The sequence below is a fragment of the Marinimicrobium koreense genome (assembly GCF_003762925.1).
GTDB classification, from domain to species: Bacteria; Pseudomonadota; Gammaproteobacteria; order Pseudomonadales; family Cellvibrionaceae; genus Marinimicrobium; species Marinimicrobium koreense.
Genome location: NZ_RJUK01000001.1, coordinates 1,979,042 through 1,991,669, shown reverse-complemented (window position 1 = coordinate 1,991,669; position 12,628 = coordinate 1,979,042). Strand labels below are relative to the sequence as shown.

Sequence of the window (12,628 nt, the reverse complement as noted above, 5' to 3'; positions counted from 1 at the left end):
TATGGATGACGATACGCCCCGTAAAAAACGTCAGGCCGCAGGCCTCCCTGCCTGGATGGCGACCTTTGCCGATTTGATGGCGCTCTTGTTGTGCTTCTTTGTACTGCTGCTCTCGTTTTCCGAAATGGACGCCATGAAGTTCAAGCGCCTGGCCGGCTCGTTGGCGCAGGCGTTCGGGGTTCAGACCGAGCTCCAGGTCAACGAGGTGCCCAAAGGCACCAGCATCATCGCCCAGGAGTTCAGCCCGGGGAAGCCTGAGCCGACTCCAATCAACGAAATTTTCCAGAGCACCGATGACACCACCCAGATGAGTCTGGAAGTCTACTGCGCCGAGGAGTTTGATATCCAGCAGGGCGAGCCGGAATACGAAGACTCGGCGCGCGAGCAGTTGAAGCAGCGGCTGGAGGAACTGATCCGGGAAACCGAGCAGGATGCCATGGCCCTGGCGGCGCGTCTGCAGCCGCAGATCACCTCCGGGCAGATTGAAATCGAAACCCGTGGGCGTCAGATCATCATCCGGATTCGGGAGCAGGGGTCTTTTCGCTCCGGGTCGGCGGAGTTGGCGGAAGATTACTTTGATGTTCTGGACGAAATTCAGGCGGTACTGATGCTCCAGCCGGGGCGTATCAAGGTTCAGGGGCACACCGACAATATTCCCATCAATTCGGCCCGCTTCCGTTCCAACTGGGAGCTTTCGTCGGCTCGGGCGGTATCCGTGGCGCACCAACTGATGCGCGGCGACTATATCGATGAGGATCGCTTCGAGGTGACCGGCTTTGCCGACACCCGGCCCCTGGCGCCGAATGACAACCCGGACAACCGGGCCAGGAACCGACGGGTCGAGGTGGTGATCCGCCAGGGGCTGGAGCAGGAGCTGGACGACGAGGAGCGGGAACTGTTGCAGGATCAGGGGGAAAACATCACCCGGGATATGGATATTTCGCCTGACTATCTGTTTGATCTGGAGCCCGAGGAAATTTTCTGATCCTGCGGTTTGTGAGATATCTCGCACAAACCTTTCCGACATTCGCCACTATTGCTCGACCGGCAGGTGGCGCATAATCTCTTTTAACGGATACAGGCACTGGACGCAAGGCACGGAACTGAAAGGAAGCGCGCCACCAGGCCCGGGACGGGCCCCATCCTGTAAGTAGCTGGCAGCCCCCGCGATAACCCCCTTATCGCGGGGGTTTCTTTTAGTGGGCTACACAAACCGGGCAGCCTGATCCGGCGTCAATAAAAAGTGTGGAAGTTTTGACATAATGGCGTCATAGTAAGGCTATACGGTATCGGTACGACGTCAATCGCCGGTACGCCCCGGACGCTGGCGGCTTTTTTGCCGCAGTCAGTCGGCCGCCCAGAGCGCACCGAGCGACCCCTGGAGGTGTCGATGGAAGCGCGTATTTTGCGACTGAATATCGCCGGCCAGCCTATCGAGTGGCTGCACTGGAAAGACGCGGTGTGCCTGTATGCGCGTGATCTGGTGCAGTGGACCCTGGGCGGGCACGTCCGGCGTGTCTATGGCGGCCATTCCCGACTGACCGGGTTGCGTACCCAGATTGACCTGCCGGCCATCATCGCCTGTGGCGGCAACCGCCTCGCCCGCATGCGCCTCGTCCCACCGCTGACCAATGCGGCCCTCTTTGCTCGAGACCATCACCAGTGCCTCTACTGTGGCCGCTGGTTTACCGCGGAACACCTCTCCCGGGATCATGTCCACCCAATCAGCCGCGGTGGCCGGGACCGCTGGAATAACGTGGTCACCGCCTGCAAGCGCTGCAATCAACACAAAGGCAACCACCTGCTGTCCGAAATCGGTATGGAGCTGCTCGCCCTGCCATTCTGCCCCAACACCGCCGAGTACCTGGCGCTGATCAACAGCGACCGGATTCGGGGTGATCAGATGGAGTTTCTGCGGCCCCAGTTTTCCCGTCGCCGGGACTGGGCCGGTCTGGACTCCTGAAGTCCTGAACCCCAGAACCCAAGGGGTCATCGAAAGCGGGTCAGCAGGTCCCGCAACTGCTCGGACAACAGCTCCAGGGACTGACCGGCGTTGGCCGCGTCCTGACTGCGCTGTGTGCTGCGTTCCGCAGCGGACAGTATTTCTTCAATGGCCCGATTGATCTGCTCAGCGGCCCGCCCCTGATCCTGGGTGGCGGTCACTATGCCCCGGTTGATCGTCTGCAGTGACTCGGTAGCCGCCTCGGTCCGGCGTATCACCGCCAGGACATTCGAGTTGTTGGAAAGGCACTGGGCCAACTGCTCCTCGCTGCTTTCAATCGCCGTCACCGCCTGCTCACTGCGGCGCTGCAACTGTTCAATGATCTGACCAATTTCACGGGTCGAGTCATGGGTCTGCTTGGCCAGGGTACGTACCTCATCGGCAACCACGGCAAAGCCCCGACCATGCTCGCCGGCACGGGCGGCTTCAATAGCGGCATTGAGCGCAAGCAGGTTGGTCTGCTCCGCCACCGCCTGAATGACGTCGAGAACTCGGCCGATATCCCGGGATTCGTCATTGAGCGAGTTGATCACCGTTACCGCTTCGCGGATTTCATCGCTCAGGGCGGCAAAGGCCTGGGCATTGCGCTCGCTGGCCTGCAGCGCCTGGGCCGAGTCGTCGGCCACCTGCGCGGTGGTATCCAGGCCGTTTTCGGCGCTGGCGGTCAGGGCTCCGGCGGTCTGGGAGAGCTCCTCGGTGGCGCTGGCCACATCGTTGATCTGTTCGCGCTGCTGGTTCAGCTCACCGCTGATGGCCATGGTGCTCTCGTTCAGTTGTTGCCCGTGGTGGTACAGCTGCTCACTGACCGTGCGGCTCTGTTCAACCAGCTGACGCAAAGTGTCGATAAAACCGTTATAACGCTCCAGGGTTTCTCCTTCCCCCGAGGTCGCCTCTCTCAGGTCGATATGCCCGGCCTGGGTGGCGCGGCGGATCGAGCGAACCAGCTCCAGCCCCTGGGCCGCATCGCGGCGAGCGTGCAGCGAGAGCCAGATCAGGGCCGCCGCTTCCAGAACCACGTAGAGCGCGTGCAGCCAGATGACCCACCACTGTCCGTCGGCATCGGGGAGGACCCAGACGGTCGCGCCCCGGTCCTGGAGCGCGAACAGGCCCAGGTGGTGTACGGCGATTGTGAGCGCAGCGGCCACAATCGGTATCCAGTCCCGGTAATAGAGCAGCGCAGCCATAAAGGCAAAAATCCCGAAATGGAACTCGATCATGCCGTGGGCCTGGTGAATATGCAGTGCTGAGTAGACCATCAGGCTGGCCCCCAGGGCGATCCGGGTCACCACCTGCCCGGCGGCGAGCCGGACCAGCAGGAAGGTCGCCACCAGCGTGCTGCCTCCTATGACCAGTGCGGCGCCCCAGGTGTCATACCACAGCGCAATGATCAGGCTGGCGACAAACAGCATCGCACCGAGGCGGAACATGATCCGGTCGGCTTGCTGGTAGTGTTCGTGCAGCAGATCGTCTGAGGTGATGGGCATGGTGTTGTTGGGCTCAGTGGTGGAGGAGATGATCAAGCTCGAAAAAAGAGGGCCTGTTAGATCAGAGTTCCCAGGTGCAGAAGCATCCGATAGCTTCGCGGTTCAGCCAACGGGGGTTATTACCGGTTTGCAGATGTCCCATGACCCGCGCGACCAGATCGTCCCCTTGGCCGCAGAACGCGCCCTCACTGTGCGGGCCAACATAGGCCAGCTCACCGTGCCTGTCCCAGATGGCAACGGCAGGGCTGGCGGGAATCCAGTCGAATGCCCCCGCTTGCGGATCTGTCACATAAATACGCATTGTGCGCACCTCTGGATCAAGGTGGGCGTCGACAGCTTCGATGTGCGGCTCCGCAAAGCGGGTGCAGGGGCAGTCGGCATCCACAAAGTGCACCACTAGCGGAGCCTCCAGCGACAGAAGGCCGGAGGGCGGAGGCCGACCTGTCAGGTCAAAGCTGGCGTGCTGATTTTCAAAGCGCCGTTGCCACTGCCACTCGAAATACCAAAACCCATAGGCGGTCACACCCAGCCAGAGCAGGGTGATGGTAGCGGCCAGCCAGTGGCGTCGGAGAATCGGGGGAAGGTGGTCAAACGGCAAGTGAGGCGCTCACTCAAATGGGGCAAAGCGCCATATTAGCAGGGGGTAATAAAAGGTGATAGTCAGAGCATTGCGATAGATCAAAAAGGCCCTATTCCGGCTCAGTCGATAATCTCCTGCCCGCGATACATCCGCTTGGTGCGCTCTCGTGGGGCGTCGGGATTCTCTTTGGGAGGCGCTTCTTCCAGGGTGACCTGGCCTCGGTACACTTTGGTGACCTTGCGCGGCCGGGCGGCGGCCTCGGCTTCCTCGGCGTCCTGTTGAGCATCGTTCAGGGCGTGGTCCCAGGGGTCTCCGGCCAGTTGGAGCAGTTCTTTGATAAGCGTCTGACATATGACGTCTTTGCTGTGCCGATGGTGGCTGACCAGTTCGTCCAGAAGTTCCGGGTTGGCGAGTTTGACGGAAGGTTTCAGATCGGCGGGCACGCGCCGGCGAATCTCAAACACCAGTTCAATCATGGGTTTGGTGTACTGCATTCCGGTCTCCGGTCGTAGTGACGTGTGGGGCGATCAGGAATGCTGCAAAAAGCTGGCCATGGTGGGGCTTTTACTGCTTTGGTTTTGGTGTTTTAGGGTTTTGGTGCTTTTGGGAAAGTCCGGTCCTCGGAGGAGGAAGCCCTTCCAGGACACGCCGTACATACGGTCCCCTTCGCGCTCCCGGCGCTTCGGGACACTTCCCACATCCATGTGGGGCGTCCACGGGGCTCGGATCGCGGGTCCCCCGCTCTACGGTCCTGGAAGGGCTTCCTCCTCCGAGGACCTCCGTGCCACCTAGTGGCACATGGGTTTTTGTATAGCACGCAGTTGCGTAGGGCGGATAAGGCCAAAGGCCGCATCCGCCGTTACCGTCGGTTAACGGTTGCTGCGTGTCTTAAAAGGGCTTTTTCTTCAGGGCCCTATGAGCCAAAAATGGGCCTGCTACGCCCCAATGGCTAATGCTGGCACGGAGGCCCGGTGCGGGGTGAACCATTCCAAGATCGTAGAGCGGGGGACCCGCGATCCGAGCCCCCAGGGATGGGTTTACGGCGTGTCTTGGAATGGTTCACCCCGCACCGGGCCGGGCGCGACGAACCACCTTGCATCATTATTCAGTGCAGTGCATTAAAATGGTGCAGGCAGTTCAGTATTGCTGCTCGGGCGTTTCAATCCGGGCATAAATCTCGCTGCTGCCGTCGGTCTTCAGCAACAACACATCGTACGGGTCAAAACGCTCGCCCATCTCCATGCCCGGACTGCCTACCGGCATGCGGGGCACGGCCAGCCCCAGAGCGTTTTTCGGTGGGCTGTTCAGAAACTGGCGGACCAGCTTGGCCGGAACGTGGCCCTCGAAAATATAGCCCTCCTCAGAGACACCGGTATGGCAGGAGGCGTACTCGGGAGCGATGCCCAATTGTGCCTTGATGGTCGCCATCCGGCTCGGATGCTCAATGGCCGCCTCAAAGCCCCCACCCTCCATGTGGGTGATCCAGTCTTCACAGCAGCCGCAGGTCGGGCTTTTGTAGACCGTCAGCCCAGTCGTTGCAGCGGAATCCTGCGCGACCGAGGTGCTGTCGGAGCTGGCGCTCGATTCTGTCTCCGGAGACTCTCCGCAACCGGTCAGGGCGAGCGTCAGGGCGAAGGCGCCGGCTATGTGTTTGAACATGTCAGTCATCCAGTCGGTGGTCCATAGTGCGTGACGGCTGCTGGCAGCGGCTGTCACCGATGATCTGGGCCGGCACACCGGCGGCGATTTTGCGACAGGGAACGGACTTGAGCACCACGCTGCCCGCACCGACCGTGGCGCACTCGCCGATCTCGATATTGCCGAGAATCTTGGCCCCGGCACCGATCAACACGCCTCTGCGGACCTTGGGATGGCGGTCGCCGCTCTCTTTCCCAGTGCCGCCGAGGGTGACCGACTGCATGATGGAGACATTGTCCTCCACCACCGCCGTTTCGCCGATGACGATGCCCGTGGCGTGGTCAAACATGATGCCCCGACCGATGCGGGCCGCCGGGTGAATATCGACTGCGAAAACCACGGAAATACGGTTCTGCAGGAACAGCGCCAGGGCTTCCCGGCCGTGCTGCCAGAGCCAGTGCGCGACCCGGTAGGCCTGAAGCGCATGAAAACCTTTGAAGTACAAAAAGGGGGTGCTGGATGAGTCGCAGGCGGAGTCCCGTTCGTTGATGGCCAGAAGGTCGGCCCGCACCGCCTCGCCAATACCCGGGTCGTCCGCCAGTGCCCGCTCAATGACCTCGCGCATCAGCATGGCCGGCATGGCCGGGCTGTCCAGCTTGTTGGCCAAGTGGAAACTCAAGGCCGCTTCCAGGGTGTCGTGGTTGAGGATGGTGGTGTGCAGAAAGCTCGCCAGTACCGGTTCGGACTCCGCTTGGGCGCGGGTCTGTCGGCGAATGTCTTCCCATACGGGGTCACTGCTGACGGGGGCGAGTTGGGCGGTCATGGGCCATCCTGTAGAGTTTCGGGTGCATTGCAGAGTATTGTTGGGTCATTATTGGGCTTGGGCGCGGAGATTTCCACCCCCGCTACCATACAGTTAATGCAAATTAAGGCAGGAAGGACACAATGGGCAAATGGCACGCTCACCATATTCTCTGGCTCTCGCTGGCGGCGGCGCTGGCGACCATGGGGCTGAAGTCCCTGGCGTGGCAACTGACCGGCTCGGTGGGTTACCTGTCAGACGCGCTGGAGTCTGTGGTCAACCTTCTGGGGGCCGGGTTTGCACTGACGATGTTTCAATACGCGCGTCGCCCGCCGGATGACGGTCACCCTTTTGGGCATGGCAAGGCCGAGTATTTCGCAGCGGCCTTCGAAGGGGGCATGATTTTCCTGGCCGCGCTGGCCATTCTGGTGGCGGCGGGCGAGCGACTTCTGAACCCAGAGACTCTACAGGCTCTTAATCTGGGTACGGGACTGTCGGTGGGAGCCGCGCTGATCAACCTGGCGGTGGCCCGCCTGCTGCTACGCTACGGTCGCGCACTGCGTTCGCCGGCGCTTGAAGGTGACGGACGGCATTTGATGACCGACGTCTGGACGACTGTCGGGGTGGTGCTGGGCGTCGGGCTGGCCAAGTGGACTGGCTTGCTGTGGCTCGACCCCGTCGTGGCGATTGCTGTGGCGCTGCATATTCTTCATGAGGGCTGGCAGCTGCTGGCCAAGTCCGCCAACGGGTTGATGGATCGGGCCCTGAGCCCCGGAACCCTGACGAAGCTTGAGCAAGCACTGCAAACCATGACCCCGGAAAGTTGTGGCTTTCACCGGCTGCGCACCCGGGCCTCTGGCGCCCAGCAGTTCGCCGAAGTGGACCTGCAGGTGCCCGGCGACTGGACCGTGCGCCGGGCCCACGACCTGGCCGATGCGGCGGAGCACCGACTGGCGGAGTTGGGGGTGGTGGCGACCGTCCATATCGAGCCGGTGGGCAGCCACGGCACCGATGCCCGGCAGCATTGAGGCGGATTACCGGTGGGCGCTATCGGCGGACGCCCGCACCTCGTTGGCCAGCGTCTGCAGCGGCCGGGAGTGAAACTCTCGCCGATAAAGAACGGCCACGGTCAGCGTCGCCGCCAGAATGAACAGCCAGGTATTGAACAGCCAGGGCAGCACCGAAAGCGAAAAGTAATAGGCGCGCAGGCCGTAGTTGTAACTGTGCCCCGCCTGATCAATGACTTTCGCACTGGTGGTGGCATAGCGGGCCCGCTCTTCCTCGGTGATGTCGGTGTCGTTCGCCAGTGGCGCGGCCCCCAGCAGAATGGAGCTGAAGCCGTATTGGCGCACGGCCCAGGTCAGGGTGAAAAACGCGTACACATAGATGGCCAGTAATAACAGGATCTTGAACTGCAGTTGTCGGGAAGTCATCTCCCGGTTAAAAAACGGCAGTGCGGTCAGGGTTTCGTGAACCTGTTCGATGGACGCCAGAACCGTAATCAGACCGGCGATCACAAAAATCGAGGTCGAGGCAAGAAACGTGGTCTGTCGTTCCAATCCCGCGATCAGCGCGGTATCGCCAATGCGGTTGTCCCGACGCAGCATCGAATGCATCCAGCGTTTGCGGTAGATCTGCAGTACGGATGACAGGCTGTAGGACACCCGGGCACGGTGTCGGGCGAAACTGGCGTAGCCAATCCACACGGCAAAAAACCAGGTGACGGCCAACAGGTTCAGCCAGTTATGTGCAGTCATTGTCAGAAGGGACCTCGTGAAAGTGCCTCAATCATACGTCAAAGATAGCTCGAAAACAGCCAGAAAAACGCATCGCGCAATCGCTGCCAGAGGGGGCGTTGATCCAGCTCGGCCAGGGTGATCCGCCGGCTTCGCGCGGTGGCCTCGTCGAGGTGGGCGTGCAGTTGTCGGGTGAGGTCCGCATCAAACCACTCTACGCCCAGCTCAAAATTCAGGCGTAGGCTGCGGGCGTCGAGGTTGGCGGAACCGGTCATGGCGTAAGCATCGTCGACCAGAATCAGTTTGCTGTGGGCGAACGGCGCCGCTTTGTAAAAGACGTCCATATCCCAGAGCAACAGCTCCCAGAGCATGTTCCGGGTCGCCCAGTCGACAAAGCGCAGGTTGCTGCGCTCGGGCAGAATGACCTCCACTTTGACCCCCCGCAACACCGCGGCCTGCAATGCGGCCACCATTTCGTGGTTGGGAAGAAAGTAGGGCACCATGATCCGGATGCGCTCCCGGGCCGCCGTAAATACCCCGATCAGGGTCATCGACAGGTGATTGAGGTTGTCGTGGGGGCCGTCATCAATCAGGCGGCAGACGCTGCGGCCCGCCGTGGGACAGGGCAGCTCGGTGAGCGCGGGCTTCCGGCCGGTCACCAGATCCCAGTCGTGGCAGAACAGGTGGGTCAACTCGGCCACCAGAGGCCCGTTCACCCGGAAGTGGACATCCTCGGTGGGGTGGCGGTTGTCGGGGTTGGCCACCATATGCCGATCATCGATGTTGATGCCACCGAAAAAGCCGACCTGCTGATCCACAACCGCAATTTTGCGGTGATTGCGCAGGTTGATATCCAGCGACGGTGGCAGCAGCGAGGGCGGCGTGAACAGGGCCACGCTCACATCGGCCCGGCGCAGCGCGCGAATGGCGATACGCCACGAATAGCTGGTGCCGACCCCGTCCGCGAGCACATAGACGGCAACACCCCGGGCCTTGGCCCGGATCAGGGAATCAATCACCTCCCTGGCCTCACCCCGGTGTCCGAACAGATAGGTGGACAGCAGAATCCAGTGACGGGCCTCTTCGATTGACCGAAGTAGCTCGGGGAAGAAGGCTTCACCATTGATCAGAATGTTGGCCTGGTTGCCCGGCAGCAGGGGCTGTCCGGTTGCCCGGCTCCCCACCCGGGCCAGATCCGGGTTGGGTAAAGTGTCGATCAGCGGATCGGGGTTGAGCAGCAGGGGCGGGCTGGTGCGGTCGTAACCAAAGAACATGACCGGCAGGTGGTGGCCGGTGAATACCTGGGCTTTGGTGCGCAACCGGTTGATCCCGAAGAGGAAGTAGAGCAGCGGCCCGGCGACGGGGAAAAGCAGAATGACCCCGATCCAGCCCAGAGCCGCGCGGTGATCCCGCTTGTAAATCAGGGCGTGCACGGCGGCGATGGGCATCACGACCAGATGGAAAAGCGCAATTATCCAATAGAGCATAGGCGGTCCGTTGGGCGTCCGGGGGTATACTGTCCTGTGCCTATGCTACCGCATTGGCCGCAGAATAAAATGACACGCCTGGGCGCCATTGGCCTGCCCGGAACAACAGGAGGAAATGATTGATGTCCGCCCCCCTCTGGATCAGTCACCGTGGCCTGTGTGACCGGGCCACGGAAAACACGGCCAATGCCTTTCGGGCGGCGTTGGATGCCGGGTTTTCGCATCTGGAAACCGACCTGCGCAGCACCGCGGACGGGCACCTGGTGCTTGCCCACGATGAAGACCTGAGCCGGGTTGCCGGGCTTCCACTGAAAGTGACCGAAGCGACCCGCCACGAGCTTGAGCAGGTTCGCCTGACGGGAGGGGAGCCACTGTTGTTTTTCGACCAGTGGCTGGAGGAATTCGGACAGCACCGCTGGATTCTCGACATAAAGCCCGAATACGGAGAGCGGACCCTGGCGCTGTTGCTAAAGCACTGGCAAGGCGAAGGTGAGGCGCTATTGAGTGGACGGGCCCGATTCCTGTTCTGGGATCCTCGTCAGCAGCAACTGCTGTTGGACGAACAGCCCGAGATCGAGTGCATGGCGCCCATGCCCGAGTGTCGACGCGCCGGACTGGCCTGCGCGGCGGGGCTGCCGCCTCTGGCGGGTATTCAGCCCGGTGCCACTTACTCGCTACCGCCCCGACTGGCTGGTGTGCGCCTGTTACGCCCGGCCATGGTGGAGCGTTATCGTCGCCGACAAGGGCGGGTGCTGGCATTTCTTCCGGAGAGTGGGCGGGAGGTCGATTGGGCGCTGGAGTCCGGGGTCGATGAGGTGCTGACCAACTATCGCCCTGGATGAGTGACTGACCCGCCCAAAGCGGGACACTGACCACCGCTTCTGTTAAGGTTCCGCCTCGGCGCGCTTACTGCGTCGGGTCATGAAAGGAGCAGACAATGAATAATTCACACAGGAATCTGAAGGATGATTTTGCCGAACTCACCCGGCATCTCCCTCGCCTTCCGGGAATCGGATTGGGCCTGCTGATTCCCCTCGCCCTCCTCATCCTCTGGGGCGGCTTTACCAGTTTTTACACTGTTCAGCCTGAGCAGCAGGCAGTGGTCAAGCGCTTTGGTGCAGTGGTGGCGATCACCGATCCGGGCCTGCACTTCAAACTTCCCTTTGGAATCGACAGAGTACAACGTGTCGCCTCGGCCCGGGTGCTCAAGCAGGAGTTCGGCTTTCGTACTGTCGGCCAGCGGGGCAATGAGGCCAGTCGTTATTCCAGTCAGGATTTTACCGGCGAGTCGGCGATGCTGACCGGTGATCTCAATGTGATCAACGTCGAGTGGGTGGTGCAGTATCGCATTCAGGATCCGATCAAGTATCTTTACCAGCAGCGCGAGCCCGACACCACGCTGCGGGACATTTCCGAATCCGTCATGCGTCGGGTGGTGGGTAACCGCCTCGGCTCGGAAGTGCTGACCGTTGGGCGGGTGGAAATCGCCCAACTGGCGCGTGAAGAAATTCAGCAGGTCATGGATCGCTATAACTCCGGCTTACACATCATTACCGTCGAGCTTCAAGACGTTGTGCCGCCCCAGGCAGTGCGCCCCGCATTTAACGAAGTGAACGAAGCCCGACAGGAGCGCGAGCGGATGATCAACGAAGCCACCAAGCGCGCCAACCAGCAGATTCCCCGCGCCGAAGGTGAAGCGCAGCGTCTGATCGCTGAGGCTGAAGGCTATGCCACCGAGCGGGTCAACCGAGCCTACGGGGAAACCGCCCGCTTCCGCGCCATGCTGGAGGAATACCAGAACGTGCCCGAAGTCACCCGCTCGCGTCTGTATCTGGAAGCCATGGGCGGCTTGTTGCCTAAGGTCGGCCAGGTATTGATGGTTCAGGACGATCAGGTCGGCCCCTTGCCCCTGATGAACATTCGCGATGCGCGCCAGGAGGCCAAATAATGAAAGGTGGAATTTTTGCAATCATTCTGGCGGCGGTTGCCGTTACCGTATTTTCGTCGGCCTACGTGGTGGATGAGGCCGAGCAGGCCATCATTGTCCAGTTCGGTGAGCCCCAGGGCGACGTGGTCAGCGAGCCCGGCCTGCACTGGAAACTGCCCTTCATCCAGGAGGTGCGCCGGTTCGATCGGCGGCTGTTGATCTGGGACGGCGACGTCACCCAGATTCCGACCCTTGGACGGGAATTCATTCAGGTCGATACCACGGCCCGCTGGCGCATCACTGATCCGTTACAGTTCCTGCGTAGCGTGCGCGACGAGCGTGGCGGTCGAAACCGCCTGGATGATATTGTCGATTCGGTGGTGCGGGATATTGTCTCGGGTACCGAGCTCGAAGAGATTGTCCGCTCCGGTGACTGGAATGTGGACGTGGATGACCTCGACGAAGTCGAACAGGATCGGGACGATGTGGCCCTGACCAAGCGGCCGAAACTGGGGCGGGAAAAACTCGAGGCGGAAATTCTCAAAAGCGCCGCCAAGATGACCCCGAGTCTGGGGATAGAACTGATCGATGTGCGTATCAAGCGCCTGAACTACATCGATTCGGTGCGCCGCCAAGTGGAGAATCGCATGATTTCCGAGCGCCAGGCCATCGCCGAGCGTTTCCGTGCCGAGGGGCAGGGGCGCAGCCTGGAAATTACCGGTGAAATGGAGCGCGAGCTGCGCCGAATCAATTCCGAGGCGGCGCGTACCGCGGAGGAAATTCGCGGTAACGCCGATGCCGAAGCGATCAAAATTTACGGTGAAGCCTTTGGGGCGGATCCGGAGTTTTACGCGTTCCTGCGCACTCTGGAAACCTACTCGGCGCTGGGCGATAACACCACACTGATGATTCGGGCGGACTCAGACTTCTTCCGCTATCTGGAAAGCAAGGAGCGTTAAGCGAGCCCGCCTG

13 protein-coding genes are annotated in these 12,628 nt (G+C 61.2%); 6 read left to right on the top strand and 7 right to left on the bottom strand.

All coding sequences use genetic code 11. The features are described 5' to 3' along the window. Position 1 precedes the first annotated feature (1 nt). Both EDC38_RS08705 and EDC38_RS08700 read left to right on the top strand, forming a co-directional pair. Positions 2–985 carry a MotB family protein gene (locus EDC38_RS08705; RefSeq protein WP_123638164.1) on the top strand — a complete coding sequence of 328 codons (984 nt, stop codon included), beginning with the start codon at positions 2–4 and terminating at the stop codon, positions 983–985. Positions 986–1,390: 405 nt separating this feature from the next. After that, positions 1,391–1,963 carry an HNH endonuclease gene (locus EDC38_RS08700; protein WP_123638163.1) on the top strand — a complete coding sequence of 191 codons (573 nt, stop codon included), beginning with the start codon at positions 1,391–1,393 and terminating at the stop codon, positions 1,961–1,963. Between the two features lie 26 nt (positions 1,964–1,989). On the opposite strand, the gene EDC38_RS08695 is transcribed toward EDC38_RS08700, so the two are convergent. The 5 genes from EDC38_RS08695 to cysE all read right to left on the bottom strand — a co-directional run bounded on the left by EDC38_RS08695 (position 1,990) and on the right by cysE (position 6,527). Further along, the gene (locus EDC38_RS08695; protein ID WP_123638162.1) at positions 1,990–3,486 is read right to left on the bottom strand and encodes a methyl-accepting chemotaxis protein; all 1,497 of its coding nucleotides are present in this window, start codon (positions 3,484–3,486) and stop codon (positions 1,990–1,992) included. 61 nt (positions 3,487–3,547) lie between these two features. Next, complete coding sequence (locus tag EDC38_RS08690) at positions 3,548–4,084, bottom strand: DUF6436 domain-containing protein (RefSeq protein WP_123638161.1); 537 nt, start codon at positions 4,082–4,084, stop codon at positions 3,548–3,550. A gap of 101 nt (positions 4,085–4,185) precedes the next feature. Further along, complete coding sequence (locus EDC38_RS08685) at positions 4,186–4,560, bottom strand: hypothetical protein (RefSeq protein ID WP_024461112.1); 375 nt, start codon at positions 4,558–4,560, stop codon at positions 4,186–4,188. Between the two features lie 643 nt (positions 4,561–5,203). Beyond that, positions 5,204–5,725 carry a DUF411 domain-containing protein gene (locus tag EDC38_RS08680; RefSeq protein WP_123638160.1) on the bottom strand — a complete coding sequence of 174 codons (522 nt, stop codon included), beginning with the start codon at positions 5,723–5,725 and terminating at the stop codon, positions 5,204–5,206. Between the two features lies 1 nt (position 5,726). Continuing rightward, positions 5,727–6,527 carry a serine O-acetyltransferase gene (gene cysE / locus EDC38_RS08675; protein WP_123638159.1) on the bottom strand — a complete coding sequence of 267 codons (801 nt, stop codon included), beginning with the start codon at positions 6,525–6,527 and terminating at the stop codon, positions 5,727–5,729. 122 nt (positions 6,528–6,649) lie between these two features. On the opposite strand from cysE, the gene EDC38_RS08670 reads away from it, so the two are divergent. Next, positions 6,650–7,534 carry a cation diffusion facilitator family transporter gene (locus EDC38_RS08670; RefSeq protein WP_123638158.1) on the top strand — a complete coding sequence of 295 codons (885 nt, stop codon included), beginning with the start codon at positions 6,650–6,652 and terminating at the stop codon, positions 7,532–7,534. Between the two features lie 6 nt (positions 7,535–7,540). Here the strand turns inward: EDC38_RS08670 and EDC38_RS08665 are convergent, their stop codons facing one another. After that, positions 7,541–8,263, bottom strand: a complete 723-nt coding sequence (locus EDC38_RS08665) for a DUF599 domain-containing protein (RefSeq protein WP_246004370.1) — start codon at positions 8,261–8,263, stop codon at positions 7,541–7,543. 38 nt (positions 8,264–8,301) lie between these two features. Then, on the bottom strand, positions 8,302–9,729 hold the full coding sequence (locus EDC38_RS08660) for a phospholipase D-like domain-containing protein (protein WP_123638156.1): 1,428 nt from the start codon (positions 9,727–9,729) through the stop codon (positions 8,302–8,304). Positions 9,730–9,851: 122 nt separating this feature from the next. Here EDC38_RS08660 and EDC38_RS08655 point away from each other — a divergent pair, with 122 nt between their 5' ends. The 3 genes from EDC38_RS08655 (at position 9,852) to hflC (ending at position 12,615) form a co-directional block, all read left to right on the top strand. Beyond that, positions 9,852–10,571, top strand: a complete 720-nt coding sequence (locus EDC38_RS08655) for a glycerophosphodiester phosphodiesterase (protein WP_123638155.1) — start codon at positions 9,852–9,854, stop codon at positions 10,569–10,571. Between the two features lie 95 nt (positions 10,572–10,666). After that, entirely contained in the window at positions 10,667–11,677 is a 1,011-nt protein-coding gene (gene hflK / locus EDC38_RS08650; protein ID WP_123638154.1) for an FtsH protease activity modulator HflK, read from the top strand. Next, positions 11,677–12,615: a protease modulator HflC gene (gene hflC, locus EDC38_RS08645; RefSeq protein WP_123638153.1), complete on the top strand. Its 939-nt coding sequence runs from the start codon at positions 11,677–11,679 to the stop codon at positions 12,613–12,615. Before hflK ends, hflC begins: the two co-directional genes overlap by 1 nt. The last annotated feature ends 13 nt before the right edge of the window (positions 12,616–12,628 follow it).

Coding starts and splice junctions, on each gene's coding strand:
- EDC38_RS08705 (WP_123638164.1), top strand. CDS start 2: ATGGATGACGATACGCCCCGTAAAAAACGTCAGGCCGCAGGCCTCCCT.
- EDC38_RS08700 (WP_123638163.1), top strand. CDS start 1,391: ATGGAAGCGCGTATTTTGCGACTGAATATCGCCGGCCAGCCTATCGAG.
- EDC38_RS08695 (WP_123638162.1), bottom strand. CDS start 3,486: ATGCCCATCACCTCAGACGATCTGCTGCACGAACACTACCAGCAAGCC.
- EDC38_RS08685 (WP_024461112.1), bottom strand. CDS start 4,560: ATGCAGTACACCAAACCCATGATTGAACTGGTGTTTGAGATTCGCCGG.
- EDC38_RS08680 (WP_123638160.1), bottom strand. CDS start 5,725: ATGTTCAAACACATAGCCGGCGCCTTCGCCCTGACGCTCGCCCTGACC.
- cysE (WP_123638159.1), bottom strand. CDS start 6,527: ATGACCGCCCAACTCGCCCCCGTCAGCAGTGACCCCGTATGGGAAGAC.
- EDC38_RS08670 (WP_123638158.1), top strand. CDS start 6,650: ATGGGCAAATGGCACGCTCACCATATTCTCTGGCTCTCGCTGGCGGCG.
- EDC38_RS08665 (WP_246004370.1), bottom strand. CDS start 8,263: ATGACTGCACATAACTGGCTGAACCTGTTGGCCGTCACCTGGTTTTTT.
- EDC38_RS08660 (WP_123638156.1), bottom strand. CDS start 9,729: ATGCTCTATTGGATAATTGCGCTTTTCCATCTGGTCGTGATGCCCATC.
- EDC38_RS08655 (WP_123638155.1), top strand. CDS start 9,852: ATGTCCGCCCCCCTCTGGATCAGTCACCGTGGCCTGTGTGACCGGGCC.
- hflK (WP_123638154.1), top strand. CDS start 10,667: ATGAATAATTCACACAGGAATCTGAAGGATGATTTTGCCGAACTCACC.
- hflC (WP_123638153.1), top strand. CDS start 11,677: ATGAAAGGTGGAATTTTTGCAATCATTCTGGCGGCGGTTGCCGTTACC.